The organism is Stenotrophomonas sp. GbtcB23 (assembly GCF_019091045.1).
Lineage (GTDB): Bacteria > Pseudomonadota > Gammaproteobacteria > Xanthomonadales > Xanthomonadaceae > Stenotrophomonas > Stenotrophomonas rhizophila_A.
In genome coordinates this window covers 1-16,634 of sequence record NZ_JAGXKC010000052.1, presented here as the reverse complement: position 1 = coordinate 16,634, position 16,634 = coordinate 1, and the positions used below count along the sequence as shown (strand labels likewise).

The 16,634-nt window shown below is 67.5% G+C and carries 17 protein-coding genes; 7 read left to right on the top strand and 10 right to left on the bottom strand.

The window, feature by feature from the left end; genetic code table 11:
• From KVS69_RS16170 to KVS69_RS16160, 3 genes are all read right to left on the bottom strand, one after another.
• Nucleotides 1–240 (bottom strand): helix-turn-helix domain-containing protein (locus KVS69_RS16170; RefSeq protein ID WP_345776820.1); only part of this gene is annotated, 240 nt, incomplete at its 3' end.
• 162 nt (nt 241–402) lie between these two features.
• Nucleotides 403–1,206 carry a 2,5-didehydrogluconate reductase DkgB gene (dkgB, locus tag KVS69_RS16165; protein WP_217538940.1) on the bottom strand — a complete coding sequence of 268 codons (804 nt, stop codon included), beginning with the start codon at nt 1,204–1,206 and terminating at the stop codon, nt 403–405.
• Nucleotides 1,207–1,273: 67 nt separating this feature from the next.
• Nucleotides 1,274–2,488, bottom strand: coding sequence for an MFS transporter (locus KVS69_RS16160; protein WP_217538936.1), 1,215 nt, complete (start codon nt 2,486–2,488; stop codon nt 1,274–1,276).
• A gap of 106 nt (nt 2,489–2,594) precedes the next feature.
• On the opposite strand from KVS69_RS16160, the gene KVS69_RS16155 reads away from it, so the two are divergent.
• From KVS69_RS16155 to KVS69_RS16145, 3 genes are all read left to right on the top strand, one after another.
• Nucleotides 2,595–3,497 (top strand): LysR family transcriptional regulator, encoded by a 903-nt coding sequence (locus KVS69_RS16155; protein WP_217538935.1) that lies wholly within the window; start codon nt 2,595–2,597, stop codon nt 3,495–3,497.
• Nucleotides 3,498–3,567: 70 nt separating this feature from the next.
• Entirely contained in the window at nt 3,568–4,020 is a 453-nt protein-coding gene (locus KVS69_RS16150; protein ID WP_217538934.1) for an Rrf2 family transcriptional regulator, read from the top strand.
• Nucleotides 4,010–4,918, top strand: a complete 909-nt coding sequence (locus KVS69_RS16145; RefSeq protein WP_217538933.1) for an NAD(P)/FAD-dependent oxidoreductase — start codon at nt 4,010–4,012, stop codon at nt 4,916–4,918. The genes KVS69_RS16150 and KVS69_RS16145 overlap by 11 nt, the downstream gene beginning before the upstream one ends.
• 58 nt (nt 4,919–4,976) lie before the next feature.
• Here the strand turns inward: KVS69_RS16145 and KVS69_RS16140 are convergent, their stop codons facing one another.
• A complete protein-coding gene (locus KVS69_RS16140; RefSeq protein WP_210131328.1) occupies nt 4,977–5,930 on the bottom strand; it encodes an aldo/keto reductase in 954 nt (317 codons plus the stop codon).
• Nucleotides 5,931–6,102: 172 nt separating this feature from the next.
• Between KVS69_RS16140 and KVS69_RS16135 the strand changes: the two genes are divergently transcribed.
• Complete coding sequence (locus KVS69_RS16135) at nt 6,103–6,954, top strand: class I SAM-dependent methyltransferase (protein ID WP_068854429.1); 852 nt, start codon at nt 6,103–6,105, stop codon at nt 6,952–6,954.
• Between the two features lie 147 nt (nt 6,955–7,101).
• Nucleotides 7,102–7,638 (top strand): pseudouridine synthase, encoded by a 537-nt coding sequence (locus tag KVS69_RS16130; protein ID WP_217538932.1) that lies wholly within the window; start codon nt 7,102–7,104, stop codon nt 7,636–7,638.
• 60 nt (nt 7,639–7,698) lie between these two features.
• On the opposite strand, the gene KVS69_RS16125 is transcribed toward KVS69_RS16130, so the two are convergent.
• Together KVS69_RS16125 and hrpB are read right to left on the bottom strand one after the other, a co-directional pair.
• Nucleotides 7,699–8,088 carry a hypothetical protein gene (locus tag KVS69_RS16125; protein ID WP_068854427.1) on the bottom strand — a complete coding sequence of 130 codons (390 nt, stop codon included), beginning with the start codon at nt 8,086–8,088 and terminating at the stop codon, nt 7,699–7,701.
• Between the two features lie 144 nt (nt 8,089–8,232).
• On the bottom strand, nt 8,233–10,737 hold the full coding sequence (hrpB, locus tag KVS69_RS16120; RefSeq protein WP_217538931.1) for an ATP-dependent helicase HrpB: 2,505 nt from the start codon (nt 10,735–10,737) through the stop codon (nt 8,233–8,235).
• A gap of 81 nt (nt 10,738–10,818) precedes the next feature.
• On the opposite strand from hrpB, the gene KVS69_RS16115 reads away from it, so the two are divergent.
• Nucleotides 10,819–11,634: a TatD family hydrolase gene (locus KVS69_RS16115; RefSeq protein WP_068854425.1), complete on the top strand. Its 816-nt coding sequence runs from the start codon at nt 10,819–10,821 to the stop codon at nt 11,632–11,634.
• Nucleotides 11,635–11,799: 165 nt separating this feature from the next.
• On the opposite strand, the gene KVS69_RS16110 is transcribed toward KVS69_RS16115, so the two are convergent.
• Genes KVS69_RS16110 through KVS69_RS16095 form a run of 4 tightly spaced genes read right to left on the bottom strand, consistent with a single transcriptional unit; the run spans nt 11,800 to nt 15,421 of the window.
• Complete coding sequence (locus KVS69_RS16110; protein ID WP_217538930.1) at nt 11,800–12,669, bottom strand: NAD-dependent epimerase/dehydratase family protein; 870 nt, start codon at nt 12,667–12,669, stop codon at nt 11,800–11,802.
• A 2-nt stretch (nt 12,670–12,671) separates the two neighbouring features.
• Nucleotides 12,672–13,610 (bottom strand): 2-dehydropantoate 2-reductase, encoded by a 939-nt coding sequence (gene panE, locus KVS69_RS16105; RefSeq protein ID WP_217538926.1) that lies wholly within the window; start codon nt 13,608–13,610, stop codon nt 12,672–12,674.
• A gap of 54 nt (nt 13,611–13,664) precedes the next feature.
• On the bottom strand, nt 13,665–14,465 hold the full coding sequence (locus tag KVS69_RS16100) for an ABC transporter permease (protein ID WP_068854422.1): 801 nt from the start codon (nt 14,463–14,465) through the stop codon (nt 13,665–13,667).
• Nucleotides 14,462–15,421 (bottom strand): ABC transporter ATP-binding protein, encoded by a 960-nt coding sequence (locus tag KVS69_RS16095; RefSeq protein ID WP_068854421.1) that lies wholly within the window; start codon nt 15,419–15,421, stop codon nt 14,462–14,464. The genes KVS69_RS16100 and KVS69_RS16095 overlap by 4 nt, the downstream gene beginning before the upstream one ends.
• A gap of 105 nt (nt 15,422–15,526) precedes the next feature.
• Here KVS69_RS16095 and KVS69_RS16090 point away from each other — a divergent pair, with 105 nt between their 5' ends.
• Nucleotides 15,527–16,276 carry a ferredoxin--NADP reductase gene (locus KVS69_RS16090; protein WP_083214238.1) on the top strand — a complete coding sequence of 250 codons (750 nt, stop codon included), beginning with the start codon at nt 15,527–15,529 and terminating at the stop codon, nt 16,274–16,276.
• The last annotated feature ends 358 nt before the right edge of the window (nt 16,277–16,634 follow it).

Below are 16,634 nucleotides of genomic sequence, written 5' to 3'. Positions count from 1 at the left end.
CACGACATCCAGAATGCGATCCACCATCCCGGCGTCGAGCACTTGAAGCACTTCCAGCACGCTGGCGACTGCAAGGCCGGGGTGGCCGCTTTCGAGTTTGTGCAGGGTGGTGCGGCCGACGCCAGCACGCTCGGCAAGCTGCTCCTGGGTCAGTCGCTGCCGCTTGCGCATTGCCTGGACGGATCTGCCCAGCTGGAGCGTTGCAGCCAAGGCGGCGGGAGACTGGGAGTGGGTCTGCACGTACTCACCGGAGAAGTTCAGTATTCGACACCTTATCGCATCTTCTGTGTCGAATAGTGAACTTTTCAGCCCGCGTCGGTCGCTTGGGGCGCAGAGCAGGGATAATGTTCAGGATCCGATACGGTATGTAGGATTACGTATCGAATCCTGAACAAATCACCCTCAATCCCACGCCGGGGCAATGCCCTCCGGGTTCGCCAGCCGCTGTCCACGATCCAGCGTGGCAATCTGCGCCATGTCCTCGTCGCTCAACCGCAGGTCCGCCGCGAGCAGGTTGCTGGCCAGGTTCTCGCGCTTGGTCGAGGACGGAATCACCGCAAAGCCCTGCTGCAGCGCCCAGGCCAGTGCTACCTGCGCCGGGGTGGCGTCGTGGCGTTCGGCAATGGCCTGGATCACCGGATCCTTCAGCACCTCGCCATAGGCCAGGCTCATGTAGGCCGTCACATGGATGCCCTGCTCACGCAGGAACGCAATCAGCGCCCGGTTCTGCAGGTACGGATGCACCTCGATCTGGTTGGTCGCGATCGCATCGGCACCGAGGATCGCGATCGCCTGGCGGGTGAGGTCAATCGTGAAATTGGAAATGCCGATCTGCCGGGTCAGGCCTTCGGCCTTGGCCTGCGCCAGCGCGCCGAGGTATTCGGCCATCGGCACCGCGTCGTTCGGCGACGGCCAATGAATCAGGGTCAGGTCGACATGGTCGGTACGCAGCTTGCGCAGGCTTTCGCGCAGGCTCTCCAGCAGCGCATCGTGCTGGAAGCTGGCGATCCAGATCTTGGTGGTCAGGAACAGGTCCTCACGCGCCACGCCAGACTCGGCGATGGCCTGCCCGACCTCGGCTTCGTTGCCGTAGATCTGCGCCGTATCGATGGCGCGGTAGCCCACGTCCAGTGCGTTGCGGACCGAATCGATGACGGTCTGGTCCTTCAGGCGGAACGTGCCAAGGCCGAATGCGGGAATGCTCATGGAAAACTCTTTCAGTGGGGGAGTGCAGGCTACGCCGTGCACTGTTAAACGAATCAAATGAGAAGGCTCAATGGGCGGCGACAACCACGCCCTCGGCGCGATCCTCGATCCCGTCACGCCGGTCCAGCCGCCCGCTCAGCACGGTCAGCCCCAGCGCACCCAACACCACCAGCGCGCCCAGCCACGGCGTATGCATCAGGCCCAGGTGATCCACCACCAGCCCGCCCAGCGAAGCACCCATTGCGATGCCCACGTTGAACGCGGCGATGTTCAGGCCAGAGGCCACATCCGCCGCCTGCGGCGCAAAGCGCTGCGCCTGCTTCACCACGTACACCTGCAGCCCCGGCACGTTGCCGAACGCCACCGCGCCCAGTGCCAGCACCGTCAGCAGCACCAGCCAGGTGTTGTGCGCGGTGAAGGTCAACGCGAACAGCACCAGCGCCAGCAGCCCGAAGATCAGCTTCAGCGCCGGAATCGGCCCACGGCGGTCGGCCAGGCGGCCACCCCACAGGTTGCCGATCGCCACCGACACGCCGTACACCAGCAACACGCCGCTCACCGCGTTCGGCGAGAAACCGGTGACGTCCTGCAGGATCGACGCAAGATAGGTAAAGGACAGGAACGTACCGCCATAGCCCAGCGCGGTGATCGCATACACCAGCAGCAGGCGCGGCTGCGCCAGTACCGAAAGCTGCTGGCCGAACGTCGCTGGCTCGCTGCGCTGCAGGTTGCGCGGCACGAACAGCAGGCTGCCGATCAGCGCGACCACGCCCAGCGCCGCCACTGCCAGGAAGGTCGCCCGCCAGCCCAGGTGCTGGCCGATGAACGTGCCGAGCGGCACCCCGGTGACCAGTGCCACGGTCAGGCCGGTGAACATGATCGCAATCGCACTGGCCGCCTTTTCCTTCGGCACCACCGAGGTGGCAATGATCGAGCCGATCGAGAAGAACACGCCGTGCGCCAGCCCGGTCAACACCCGCGCCACGATCAGCGAGCCATAGCTGGGCGCCATCCAGGCAATCACGTTGCCCAGGGTGAACAGCACCATCAGGGCCACCAGCAGGGTCTTGCGCGGCACCCGGCCGGTCAGTGCGGTCAACACAGGCGCGCCGACCGCCACGCCCAGCGCGTACAGCGAGACCAGCAGGCCCGCGGAGGGCAGGGAAACGCCGAGGTCGGCGGCAATGGTCGGGATCAGCCCGACGATGACGAATTCTGTGGTGCCAATGGCGTACGCACCCAGCGTAAGCGCCAACAGGGCCAAGGGGATGCCACGGGACATGAGCGTTACCGGTGGAAGAAGAAGGTGCGCAGTCTGCGCGCCGCACTCTTGCGGAAAAACCGGTCTTCACGCCAATGACTCTTGCTTCATGGTCAATAATGGGGCCATGAAGACCACCCTGGACGAAATGCAGGCGTTCATCGCCGTCATCGACAGCGGCTCGATCACCGCCGCCGCCGAGGAACTGGGCCAGACCACCTCCGGGGTCAGCCGCGCGCTGGGCCGGCTGGAGGAAAAGCTGGGCACCACCCTGCTGACCCGCACCACCCGCCGCCTTCAGCTCACCGAAGAAGGCGATGCCTTCCTCGCCCAGGCACGCGCCATCGTGGCCTCGGTGGAAGCGGCCGAAGAGCACATGACGGCGCGGCGGCAGCGCCCGGCCGGGCGCCTGCGCGTGGATGCGGCCACCCCCTTCGTGCTGCACGTCATCGCGCCGATGGTCACCGGGTACCGGGCGCTGTACCCGGACGTGCAGCTGGAGCTCAACAGCAGCGAGCGCTACATCGATCTGCTCGAACGCCGCACCGACGTCGCCATCCGCATTGGCCCGCTGGCCGATTCCACCCTGCACGCGCGCCCGCTCGCGCATAGCCGCCTTCGCGTATTGGCCAGCCCGGCCTACCTCGCCCAGTACGGCACGCCGAAGACGGTTGAACAACTGGACGGCCACGCGCTGCTCGGCTTCAACGAGCCCGACTCGCTCAACCACTGGCCGCTGCCCGGGCGCACCGACGCGCTGCTGCACATCCGCCCGGCGGTGGCCGTGTCCAGCGGCGAAACCCTCCGCCGCTTGGCCCTCGAAGGCGCGGGCGTGGTCTGCCTGTCCGACTTCATGACCCACCGCGACCGCGATGCGGGCACGCTGGTGCAGGTGCTGCCGGCGCTCACCGTGGAAGTGCGCCAGCCCATCCACGCCGTGTACTACCGCAACACCGCCGTTTCGGCGCGGATCAGCAGCTTCCTGGACTATCTCGCCGAATCCATGACCGGGCGGGCGTTCCTCCGCTGAAAGCGGTGCATGGGCCGGCCAACGGCCGGGGCTACCCGCCGCTGTCAAATTATGTAACTATTGTTGTTACATGAAATCCAGCAATCAATTCTCCGACGCGCTCCACATCATGGCCCACCTGGTCGGCCAGGACGGACCGCGCACCTCCGAACAGCTCGCTGCCTGCCTGCCGACCCACCCGGTGGTGATCCGCCGCCTGCTCGCCGCGTTGCACAAGGGCGGGCTGGTCCACACCGCCCGCGGCCATGGTGGCGGCAGCCAGCTGGCGCGCGACCCGGCCACCATCACCCTGCACGACGTCTATCTCGCCATCGGCTCGCCGGCGCTGCTCCATACCGGCGCGCGCGACACCGGGCGCGGCTGCCCGGTGCAGCAGGTGGTGAATGCCGCGCTGGATGAGAGCTACCAACAGGCGCAGGCACTGCTCGAACAGCGCCTGCATGCCACCACGCTGGCGACCCTGGGCGACGCCTTTGCCCAGCACCTGGCCCAGCACAGCAAGGGAGTTCCGCATGACCTTTGATGCCGTGATCGTCGGCGGCAGTTTCGCCGGGCTCTCCGCCGCCATGATGCTGGCGCGTGCGCGCCGCAGCGTGCTGGTGATCGACAGCGGGCTGCCGCGTAACCGCTTCTCCAGCCACTCGCATGGCGTGCTGGGTCTGGATGGCATCTCCGGCGGCGACCTGCTGCGCCAGGCCAAGGCACAGCTGCTGGATTACCCCAGCGTGCGCTGGGCCAACGACACCGCCACCGACGCGCAGCCGACCGTGGATGGTTTCGCGGTAAGCACGGCGGCCGGGGATACATGGGCGGCGCGCAAGCTGCTGCTGGCCACCGGCATCCGCGATGTGTTGCCCGGACTGCCCGGCCTCGCCGAACGCTGGGGCCACAGCGTGCTGCACTGCCCGTACTGCCATGGCTATGAAGTGGGCGGTGGCGCGATCGGGCTGCTGGGGGGACATCCGATGTCGCCGATCATGGCCGCGCTGATCGCCGACTGGGGCCAGGTCACCTTTTTCACGCAGGGCATGGCACTGGACGACGAGCAGCTGGGCACGCTGCAGCGGCGCGGGGTGCAGATCGAAACGGAAACGGTGGTGGCACTGGAAGGCGACCCGCCGCAGTTGAGTGGGGCCTTGCTGGCCGATGGACGCCACATCGACCTGCGCGCGCTGTTCGTCAGTGCGCGCCAGGAAATGGGTTCGCAGCTGGTGGAGCAGCTCGGCTGTGAACTGGAAGAGAGCCCGGTCGGTGTGCTGGTTCGGGTGGATGCGCAGAAGCAGACCACGGTGCCCGGTGTCTACGCGGCGGGTGACGCAACGTTGATGGGCAACATCACGCTGGCCAGTGCGGAGGGCGTGCGCGCCGGGGTCAGCATGCATCACGCGCTGGTGGCCGAGGATGGGGCAGTGGTGGGGTGATGCGGCAACGGCCACCCTGGGGTGGCCGTTGCTGGTGCGGTCTATTCCGGAGGCGTGGTCAGGCGGCGCTGGCGCTTTCCAGCTGTGCGATGTCTTCGGCGGTCAGGTCTACCTGGGCAGCGGCAAGGACGTCGTGCAGCTGTTCCACGCGGGTCGCGCTGACGATCGGCGCGGTGATGCCCGGGCGGGCGATCAACCAGGCAATGGCGACCTGGGCGGGGGTCGCGTTGTAGGTGCCGGCCACGTCATCCAGCGCCTGCAGGATGCGTAGGCCACGCGGATTGACGTACTTGGCCACCACGCTGCTGCCGCGCGAGCTGCTCTTGGCCGCATCGTCGGCACTGCGGTACTTGCCGCTGAGGAAGCCGCTGGCCAGCGAGTAGTAGCTGATCACGCCCAGCCCGTGCTCGCGCGCCACCGCTTCCAGCCCACTTTCGTAACCGGCACGGTCATACAGGTTGTACTCCGGCTGCAGCGTCTCGTAGCGGGGCAGCTTGTAGTCCGCCGATACCTTCAGCGCGGCCTGCAACCGCTCGGCGCTGTAGTTGGAGGCGCCAATCGCACGTACCTTGCCCTGTTCGATCAACCGGCCAAACGCGGCCAGCGTGGTTTCCAGCGGGGTGGACTCGTCATCCTCGTGCGCCTGGTAGAGATCGATGACATCGGTCTGCAGGCGGCGCAGCGAATCTTCCACGGCCGCGCTGATGTTGTCGGCGGACAGCCCCGGGTGTTCGGCCCACTTGGCCACCTTGGTGGCCAGCACCACCTTGTCGCGCTTGCCGCTGCGCTGGAACCAGCGGCCCAGGATCGTTTCCGATTCACCGCCCTTGTTCCCGGGCACCCAGGCCGAATACACATCGGCGGTATCGACCAGGCTGTAGCCGGCATCGACGAACGCATCGAGCAGGGCGAACGAGGTCTTCTCGTCCGCGCCCCAGCCGAAGACGTTGCCGCCGAACGCGATGGGAAGCACTTTCAGGCCGGAACGGCCGAGTTCGCGCGGTGCAGTCATGGGCAATCCTCCAGTCAAATCCAATGTCACAGCATAAGTGCCTGTCCATGACACCGCTGCGGCGCGGGCCACAAAACAGTGTTCCGCTTCGCTGCACTGCACTAACGTTTTGTGAACACCTTTGACATCGCGACTGCTAGGCTCGCCGCATCCCACCACCGTAGGTGATCCGATGAAAGCCCGTTCGCTCAGCTGTGCCTGCCTGTTCACCGTGTCCACGCTGCTGCTTGCCGCCCCCGCCATGGCCATCAAGCCAGCCGGCCCCAACGCCCAGCCCGCCATCACCGCCGCCGTCCAGGCTGCCGTCGACGGCAAGGGCCGCACGCCGGACAACGTGAAGCGCGACGCCTACCGGCACCCGGCGCAGACGTTGTCGTTCTTCGGCGTGGAACCGGGCAAGACCGTGGTGGAAATCACCCCCGGTGGCGGCTGGTACTCGGAAATCCTCGCCCCGCTGCTGCGAGACAAGGGCACCTACGTCGCGGCGGTGGTCGACCCGATGGCGGTTGCTGAAGGCAAGGCCCGCGATTACCAGCAGCGCGGTCGCGACGGGCTGGAAAAGAAGTTCGCCGGCACCCCGGCGCTCTACGACAAGGCCAAGATCGTGGGCTACGACCCCAAGGCCCCCAAGTTCGGCCCCGACAACTCCGCCGATGTCGTGCTGACCTTCCGCAACGTGCACAACTGGCGCAGCGCCAACCAGGCCGAAGGCATGTTCAAGGGCTTCTACAGCGTGCTCAAGCCCGGTGGCGTGCTCGGCGTGGTCGAACACCGTGCCAAGGCCGACGTGCCGGCCGACGACAAGAGCGGCTACGTGGGCCAGGCCCAGGTCATCGCCATGGCCGAAGCGGCCGGCTTCAAGCTTGCCGGCAGCAGCGAGATCAACGCCAACCCGCGCGATACCAAGGACCACCCGAACGGCGTGTGGACCCTGCCGCCGGTGAACAACCACGACGCCGCCGATGATGCCAAGTACAAGGCCATCGGTGAAAGCGACCGCATGACCCTTCGTTTCGTGAAGTAGTGCCGGGCCCTGCCCGGTACGCGGGAGCACGACCCACGGTCGTGCGCTACCGGTTGAGATAGCGGTAGGTACCGACCGTTGGTCGGTACCACGGCGTCCGAAGCCGTGTAATGGGACAATGACACCTCGTCACTTCTGTCCCGCCCCATGCTGATCGCCTTCAACAAGCCCTTCAACGTCCTGTGCCAGTTCACCGACAGCAGCCAGCCGCCACGCGCGACCCTGGCCGGCTTCGGCCTGCCGCCTGACGTATACGCGGCAGGTCGTCTGGACTACGACAGTGAGGGCCTGCTGCTGCTCACCGACGACGGCAGGCTGGCACATCGGCTGACCGACCCGCGCCACAAGGAAGACAAGACCTACTGGGTGCAGGTGGAAGGCGCGCCGACCGACGAGCAGGTACAGGCGTTGCGCAGGGGCGTGCAGTTGAACGACGGCCCGACCCTGCCCGCACGCGTGGAGTACCTGGAAACCCCAACGTTGTGGGAGCGCACGCCACCGGTGCGGTTCCGCAAGACCGTGCCTGATGCCTGGCTGGCCATCACCCTGCGCGAAGGGCGCAACCGCCAAGTGCGGCGGATGACGGCGGCGGTCGGCCTGCCTACCCTGCGGCTGGTGCGCGTGGCGATGGGCCCGCACCGGTTGGCGGACCTGCAGCCCGGCCAGTGGCGGCGGATCGATTGATCCAAACAAAAACCGCCGGACAGGCCGGCGGTTTTCGTCTACTGCAACGTGCCTGATGGATCAGGCGTCGCTGCCGATATCGCTGTGCTCATCCACCACCGTGGTGTTGCGGCGGTTGCGCGCGCTGATGCGCTCGGCCTGCCCATTCACCACGCTGCCGTTGGCCAGCTTCTTCTTCTGCTGCTTGCGGTACAGCGCGTAGCCCAGCAGGCCTACACCTACTGCGGCCACGGCGATGGTTGCCGCCGGGTTACGGCGCACCGCCTTGGCGGCCACCTTGCTGCCGGTCTTCACCGCACCCAGCGCCGCACCGGTCTTGATCCAGTCCGTCGCCTGCGGGCCGAGGTGGCGCAGGTTGCTGCCGGCGTGCTTCAGGCCATCGCCTGCGCTGCTTGCCAGATCCAGTGCACGCTCCAGGGCGCGGTCGGTAATCACGGTCAGTCTGCTCATTGGGGGGTCCTTTGCCTCGGTTCGAAATCCAGTGTCGCGCGGGGGCCGTGTAGGGCGTGTTATCCACCAGGCACGGCATGGTCACGACCATAACCAATCCGCGCGATCCATTCAGGTGGACCGGCGGCGCACGGTCAGCCGGCGTTATGTCCCGCGCGGCTTGGCGCGATGGGTGGCGCTGGCGGTCCACGGATCATCCGGCCACGGGTGCCGTGGGTAGCGCCCCTTCATTTCCTTTTTGACCTCGGCATAGGTGTTGGCCCAGAAGTTGCGCAGGTCCTGGGTCACCTGCAGCGGGCGGCCACCGGGCGACAGCAGGTGCAGCGTGAGCGGCACGCGGCCATCGGCAATGCGCGGCGTATCGGCCAGCCCGAACAGCTCCTGCAGCTTCACCGCCAGCACCGGTGGCTGCGGCGTGCTGCCATCGGCCTCCAGCGCATACGTGATCGGCCGCTCCATGCCCGAGGGTACCGCGATACGCACCGGCGCATGCCTGTCGATCAGCTGGCGCTGCGCCCACGGCATCGGCGACTTCAGCGCCTCGCCCAGCGTGGACTCATCCAGCGCATCCAATCGCGTCTTGCCATGGAACGCCGGCGTCAGCCATGTCGTGAGCGTCTCCATCAGCGCCGCATCGGACACCTCCGGCAGCTCCAGCTCCGGCATCCACGCACGCAGCGAGAGCGCTCGCGCCTGCCACTGGCGCAGGCCGTCGGTCCACGGCAATGCCTCCAGTCCCAGCTCACGCACCGCCTCGGTCAGCGCCTGCGCGGCCTGCGCCGGATCCACCCGCCCGGCCGAGCGGCTGTCCAGCACGATGCGGTCGAAGCGGCTTTCGCGGCGCGCCACCAGCGCCCGCTTGTCCGCGTCCCAGCGCACCACGTCCTGCTGCTGGAAGCGCTGCGGGAAATCCCGGCGCAGGCGGTTCTCATCCACCGGCGCGGCGCGCTGCAGCAGCGCATCGCGGGCTTCGTAGCGCAGTTCCACCGCCACCAGCCACGGCTCACCGCGCAGGTCGCTGGGGTCGAACAGGCGCGCGCTGCGCCCATTGGCCAACAGGTAACGCAGCGGGTCGGTGGGATGCCGCGCCGCGATCCGGTCCGGGAAGGCGTGCGCCAGCAGGTCGCCCAGCTGGTGGGCCTCCACTGAAGACGGCGGCGTGGTGTCGCAGCGCAGGCGCCGCCGCCACTGCTTGCTGGCCGCATCGATGGCCGCCAGCGCGCCGCGATTGGCGTCCTGCGGCACGCGTCCCTGCCGGAATGCGGCCAGCGCCCGCCACCGCGCGGCCAACGCATCCCCGCCGTGGCGCAGCGGATCCCGCGCTTCCACCAGCGCGGCCAGGTCGCAGGCCAGCGCCTGCTCGGTGCCGTTGCTGGCGGCCAGCAACATCGCCGACAGCCGTGGGTGCGTGCCCAAGGTGAGCATGCGCCGGCCCAGTGCGGTGAGCGCGCCGCTATCGCCCAGCGCACCCAACCGCTGCAGCAGCTCGCGCGCGGCGGCCATCGCGCCCACCGGCGGCGCATCCACGAAACGCAGGTCCTCGCTGCCCCATGCAGCCAGCTCCAGCGCCAGCGCGGCCAACTCCACCTGTGCGATCTCCGGCCGGCGCTGCGCTTCCAGCCGCTGCGACTGCGGCCACAGCCGCCAGGCCCAGCCTTCGGCCACGCGCCCGGCGCGGCCGGCGCGCTGGTCGGCCGAGGCCTGCGCGATGTTCACCACGTCCAGCCGCGAAAAACCGCTGTTGGGGTCATGGCGCGGCTCGCGCGCCAGCCCCGCATCCACCACCACGCGCACCCCGGGCAGGGTCACCGAGGATTCGGCCACGTTGGTGGCCAGCACCACCCGGCGCTGGCCCTGCGGATCGGGCTGCAGCACGCGCGACTGCTGCTCCACCGGCAGCTCGCCGTGCAGCGGCAACACATGGATATCGGCGGGCAACGCCTGTTCCAGCGCCGCCTGGGTGCGCGCGATCTCGCGTTGGCCCGGCAGGAACACCAGCACATCCCCGGGGTGCTCGACCAAGGCCTGCTCCACCGCGCGCCGTGCCTGCGCCTCAAGGGATTCATCGCGACGGGCCGGGAAATGGCTCACCGCCACCGGGAAGCTGCGGCCGGCGCTGCTCAGGCGCGGGGCGTCCAGAAACTGCGCCAGCCGCTCGCCATCCAGCGTCGCCGACATCACCACGATGCGCAGGTTCTCGCGCAATTGCGCCTGCACATCCAGTGCCAGCGCCAGCCCGAGATCGGCGGCCAGATGGCGCTCATGGAATTCATCGAACAGCAGCGCGCCCACGCCGTCCAACATCGGGTCGTCCTGCAGCATCCGGGTGAGGATGCCCTCGGTGACCACCTCCACCCGGGTGCGTGCCGAGACCTTGTTCTCGAAGCGGATGCGGTAGCCCACCGTTCCGCCGACCTCTTCCCCCAGCTGCCGCGCCATGAACTGCGCGGCGCTGCGCGCGGCTACCCGGCGTGGTTCCAGCATGATGATCTTCCGGCCTTCCAGCCACGGCGCGTCCAGCAGCGCCAGCGGCACCTGGGTGGTCTTGCCCGCGCCAGGGGGCGCTTCCAGCACCAGGCGCGGGTGCGTGGCCAGCTGCGTGACGATCTGCGGCAGCAGCTCGGAAATCGGAAAACTCGACGTACTCATGGCGCAAGGATACGGGCCGGCGGCAGGGCCGGCGAGCCGGCCGGGCTACAATGGCGCGATTCATTGCCCTGTAGCTGCCCCATGCAACTGATCGATATCGGCGCCAACCTCACCCACGATTCCTTCGACCGCGACCGCGATGCCGTGCTGGCCCGCGCCCGCGAGGCGGGCGTGGTGCAGATGGTGCTGACCGGCGCCAGCCGCGAGCATTCGCCGATGGCCCTCGACCTGGCGCGCCAGCACCCGGGCTTCCTGTACGCCACCGCCGGCGTGCACCCGCACCACGCGGTGGAATACACCGACGAATGCGATGCCGAAATGCGCGCGCTGCACGCCCACGCCGAAGTGGTGGCGGTGGGCGAGTGCGGCCTGGACTATTTCCGCGATTTCGCCCCGCGCCCGGCCCAACACCGTGCCTTCGAGCGCCAGCTGCAGCTGGCCAGCGAGGTGCGCGCCGCCGATGGACAGCGCAAGCCGCTGTTCCTGCACCAGCGCGACGCGCATGCCGATTTCATGGCGCAGATGAAGAACTTCGACGGCCGCATCGGCGCCGCGGTGGTGCATTGCTTCACCGGCGAGCGCCAGGAGCTGTTCGATTACCTGGACCAGGATTGGTACATCGGCATCACCGGCTGGCTGTGCGACGAACGCCGTGGCGCGCACCTGCGCGAGCTGGTGAAGCACATTCCGGCCGAGCGGCTGATGATTGAAACCGACGCGCCGTACCTGCTGCCGCGCAGCTTGAAGCCGATGCCGAAGGATCGGCGCAATGAGCCGATGTTCCTGGCGCATATCGTGGAAGAGCTGGCGCGGGATCGCGGCGAGGATGTGGAGCTGACCGCAGCGAATGCCACCGCAGCGACGCGCACGTTCTTCCGCCTGCCAGACGCGCGCTGACCCGGGCCTGCCGTGTCGCTGCCTTGGTAGGGTCGCATCCCGATCGACCGCCGATACCAATGGGGAGGCCGTAGAAGGCATGACCGATGGCGAAGGCACGTCGCCGGAGAGGTCAATGCATCAAAGCACCGATCACTCCTATCGGCGGTTGTTTGGGAACCAACCCTACCGGATGGCGTGCTGAAGGCCCTCGCGGTATGTGGCGAAGTTCGGCTTCCACCCCAACGCTTCGCGCGTGCCCCGGCTGTCGATGCGCTTGTTGCTGGCGTAGAACCGCCGCAACGCCGGGCTTACCGACGGGTCATCCCACGCCACCGCAGGTGGCATTGCGAACCCGCCCAGCTCAGCGGCGAACGCCAGCACTTCCTGCGGCGGCGCCGGCTCGTCATCGGCAGGTAGATACAGCGCCTCACCGGGGCGACCCATCGCGGCGACAACGACTGCCGCCAGATCCTCCACATGCAGCCGGTTGAACACCAGCCCCGGCCGCAGCACATGCCGCGCGCGACCTTCCGCCAGTTGAACCAGCGCATTGCGGCCGGGCCCATAGATCCCGGGCAGCCGGAACACGGCAGACGCCACGCCCTTGTCACGTGCGAACCCGCGCCACTGCGCCTCGGCCAGCAACCGCCGCCGCGCCGTGTCATCCACCGCATCGGCCACCGACGACTCGTCGATCCAGCCGCCCTCGCGGTCGGCGTATACCGCCGTTGAAGAGAGATAGCCCACCCAGCGAAGTACCGCGCTGGCACGCAGCGCTTCGGCCACCAACCGCAACGCAGGGTCACCGGCATCATCCGGAGGCACCGTACAGATCACCGCCTCCGCGCTGCGGATGTCCTCACGCAGCGCATCATCAACAGGCTGCCCCGCCACCAGCCGGTGGCGGACAACACCATCGTCGGGCGCCGCCTCCGGCTCCCGCACCGTCCCACTGCAGGCCACACCCTGGGCCTGCAACAGTGCCGCCACGTGCCGCCCGCTGTAGCCAAGCCCCAGCACCAGAACCCGCGTCGGTGCAGCGCCGGCAGCCATGCTCAGCCCGCGCGCTGGCGCTGGTAAGCCTGCAGATGCGCATACGCCACCGCCAGCAGCGGCGCCGCCTGGCCGGTCGCGCGTGCCCGCACCAGCATGTCGCCCACGATCTGCTCGGCCTCCACCTGCTGGCCGGCCTCCAGATCGCGCAGCATCGACGCTTTCAGCGCCGAACCTTCCTGCGTGGTCGCCGCCAGTGCAACCGCCTGCGCCTTGTCCGGAATCGGCTCACCCGCCGCCTCGGCCACCGCCAGGCATTCGGCATACAGCCCGCGTACGATCTCCGCACCATCATCGGTCGCCACGATCGTGCCCACATCCGCCCGCATCAGGCAGGTTGCCGCCGCCAGCGTGGTCAGGAACGTGTACTTGACCCACTGCTCCTGCCCAATGGCATCGCTGGCCACATGGTCCACCCCGGCCTGCACGCACGCCGCCGCCAGCGCCAGCACCCGCGCACTATCGCCGGGCGTATCACGCTCGCCAAAGGTCAGCTTCGCTGCTGGCGCCAGGTGCAGCACCGCCCCATCGGCGGCCTTGGTCGCACTGATGAAGCACAGGCCGCCCAGCACCGCATCGCGGCCAAAGCGTGCATCCAGTGCCGCGTAGTGGCGGAGCCCGTTGAGGATCGGCAGCACCGTCGTACGCGAGGACACCGCAGGTGCAATCGCCTCGATGGCGCTGTCCAGGTCATAGGCCTTGCAGCTCAGGATCACCAGATCGAAGGGCTGCTCTGCGGCAAGCGCAGGCAGCGCATCGGCAGTGACGTGGGCTACCGGGAAGCTCGCATCACCCAGCGGGCTGCGAATCACCAGCCCCTCGCTGTCGAGCTGAGCCGCGCGGGCAGGGCGGACCAGGAAGGTCACGTCGACCCCCGCCTGGGCCAGGCGACCGCCGAAGTAACCGCCGGTACCACCGGCACCCAATACAAGTATGCGCATGCGTTTCTCCAACTACTTCCAGGGCCGGCCAACGGCCGGCGCTACCGGGGCAGGTCAGCTCCGCATGCCTACGCCACGCTTGAGCAGCCACAGCGCCAGCGCGGTCAGCACCACCACGAAACCGATCATCAGCGCGTACGCTACCCACAGCGGCACGTCGCTCGTACCCAGCAGGCCGTAGCGGAACGCGTTCACCATGTAGAAGATCGGGTTCGCGTGCGTGGCCGCTTCCGCCCACGTCGGCAGCAGCTTCACCGAATAGAACACGCCGCCCAGGTAGGTCAGCGGGGTCAGGATGAAGGTCGGCACGATCGCCACGTCATCGAACTTCTTGGCGTACACCGCATTGATGAAACCGGCCAGCGAGAAGATCGTCGCGCCCAGCAGCACCGTGGTCAGCGTCACCAGCGGGTGTGGAATGCGCACCGGTGTGAAGAACATCGCGATGAGCAGCACGATCACGCCCACCATCAACCCACGCAGCACCGCGCCGGCCACGTAACCCCACAGGATCACCCAGTTCGGCATCGGGCTCACCAGCAGCTCTTCCACGTGGCGGCCGAACTTCGCGCCGAAGAACGAGGAACTGATGTTGCCGTAGCTGTTCTGGATCACGCTCATCATCACCAGGCCCGGCACGATGAACTGCATGTAGCTGTAGCCGCCCATCTCGCCCACGCGCGAGCCGATCAGCCCGCCGAAGATCAGGAAGTACAGCGTCATCGTGATCGCCGGCGGCACCAGCGTCTGGCCCCAGATGCGCAGGATGCGCGCCACTTCGCGGCGCACGATCGTCATCAGCGCAATCCGGTTGCGCTGGCCGTCGGTCAGGACCGGGGTCGGGGTGCTGCTCATGCCGCGTTCTCCTGGTTGCCGGTGAGGCGCACGAACAGCTCCTCCAGGCGGTTGCTCTTGGTCCGCATCGACCGCACCCGGATGCCCGACGCGTTCAGCGCCGCGAACACCCGGTTCAGATCCATCGCGCGCGGCATGTCCACGTCCAGCGTGTGCCCGTCGATGGCCACCATCGTGGTGCCCTCGATCACCGGCAGCTGCGCCGGCAGCTCACCGTCGATATCGAACAGGAAGCCTTCCACGTCCAGCTTGGCCAGCAGCTCCCGCATCGGCCCCTGGGTCACGATCTGGCCGTGGTTGATGATGGCCAGGTTGCGGCACAGGTGCTCGGCCTCTTCCAGGTAATGCGTGGTGAGGATGATCGTGGTGCCGGCGGCGTTGATCTCCTTCAGCACCCGCCACATGTCGCGGCGGATCTCGATATCCACGCCCGCGGTGGGCTCATCCAGGATCAGCAGGCGCGGGCGGGTCATCATCGCCCGGGCGATCATCAGCCGGCGCTTCATGCCGCCCGACAGCGTCCGGCTCATCACCTGCGCCTTTTCCCATAGATGGGCGCGCTTGAGCTCCTCCTCGGCCATCTTCTCGGCCTCGGCACGGGCCACGCCATAGAAGCCGGCGTAGTTGACCAGGATGTCGAAGGGCTTCTCGAACAGGTTGAAGTTGATTTCCTGTGGCACCAGGCCGATCAGGCGCATGGTGGCGCTGCGGTTGCGCACCAGGTCGCTGCCGAATACCTCCACCTGGCCCTCGCTGAGGTTCACCAGCGAGCTGATGATGCCGATCAGGGTGGACTTGCCGGCCCCGTTCGGGCCCAGCAGCGCGAAGAAGTCGCCCGGGGCAACGTCCAGCGAAACCCCTTTCAGGGCCTGGGTGCCGTTGTCATAGGTCTTGCGGAGGTCGCGCACCCGCAGGGCGGGGGCGGTACTGGTCGCGGGAGTGTTCTGGGATGCCAAGCTCTTGCCTTCGCGCCCATGGGACGGCGCTGGATAGGGGCGGGGGAGCGGCTATTATAGAAGCCCCCGAGGGTCTGCCCCGGCTACACACTGTTTCCCAAATTCGTGCCTGTTCAATTCCCCCTCAAGCTGATCGACCGGCGCATGCTGGCCCCCACCGTCGGCCACTACCAGTTCCTGCGTGATGACGGCCAACCGCTGGATTTCCAGCCCGGACAGTTCATCCAGGTCCATTTCGAGTACGCCGACGGCACCGCCACCAAGCGCAGCTACTCCCTGGCCACCATCCACGACCACGCCATGGCGCCGGGCGAAGCCGTTGATATTGCAGTCAGCTTTGTGCCCGGTGGCGCCGCCACGGCCCTGTTCGAGGGCCTGGACCTGGGCGGCCACGTGACCGCCAGCGGCCCGTTCGGCCGGTTCTGCCTGATGCCGGGCGACCACAACGCCCGCTACCTGCTCATCGCCACCGGCACCGGGGTCACCCCGTACCGCTCCATGCTGCCGCTGCTGGCCACCGCCATGGCCGAGCGCGGGGTGGAAGTGGTGCTGCTCCAAGGCGCCCGCACCCCCGAAGAGCTGCTCTACAGCGAAGACTTCTACGCCTTCGCCGCCGCCCACCCGGGCTTTCGTTACGTGCCGTGCCTGTCCCGCGAGCTCCCTGAGAACCCGCACCCGGACGTCCGCCACGGCTACGTGCAGCAGCACCTGGCCGAATTCGCCCCGAACCCGGCCACCGACATCGCCTACCTGTGCGGCAACCCGGACATGGTGGATGCGACGTTCGAGGCGTTGAAGGAGGCTGGGCTGCCGACGCCGCAGGTGCGGCGGGAGAAGTACGTAAGTAGCAAGTAATCACCGCGTTTCCGGAAATGGGAAGGGCGTCGTTGCAGCCATTGAAGGCCGGTTTAGCATTGAGGTCACGGATGTCCCGAACCGGTTAAAGGGGCATTGGCCGCCACCAAAGTGGTCCCACCAAGAGTGGTTAAGAGAGTCCGGCCCGCTACAAGCTTCAGCAGATGCCCGCCTTGCGCGGGCATTTTGCTTCTCAGGCGTTCATCAGGATGTCCAGAATGCTGGTTCTCCCGGCTTTGAACAGCCTCGCCCTCTAGGTCTGGCCAGAAGTCCCTGCACATGCGCACTGAGGCCACCAAGGATATAGATCACCTTCGGCCGCAACCGTCGGAGAGCACCGCGATGCGCGAAACGCAAT